Genomic DNA, 260 nt, shown 5'->3' with positions numbered 1-260 from the left:
CGAATCTAAAGGCCGGGAGTTCGAATCTCTCAGGGTGCACCATTTATAACGGGAAGTAGCTCAGCTTGGTAGAGCACTTGGTTTGGGACCAAGGGGTCGCAGGTTCGAATCCTGTCTTCCCGACCATTTATTTTTTGGTCTTTGAAAACTGAACGATGAGGCAAAAAAAGTTTTACAAGTTTTGATTGAAGCGCAAGCTTCGTCATTTTCAAGAGCTATATCAAATTCTTTGGAGAGTTTGATCCTGGCTCAGGACGAAC

General features: G+C 44.2%; 1 tRNA gene. It reads left to right on the top strand.

What is annotated here, in order from left to right:
* The first annotated feature begins 49 nt into the window (after positions 1-49).
* Positions 50-126, top strand: a tRNA-Pro gene (locus EVJ26_RS14365).
* The last annotated feature ends 134 nt before the right edge of the window (positions 127-260 follow it).

Source organism: Exiguobacterium sp. SH3S1 (assembly GCF_004337105.1).
Taxonomy (GTDB): Bacteria; Bacillota; Bacilli; order Exiguobacteriales; family Exiguobacteriaceae; genus Exiguobacterium; species Exiguobacterium aurantiacum_A.
Note: the sequence above shows the minus strand (reverse complement) of the source record. Positions and strands in the feature narration are given on the sequence as shown.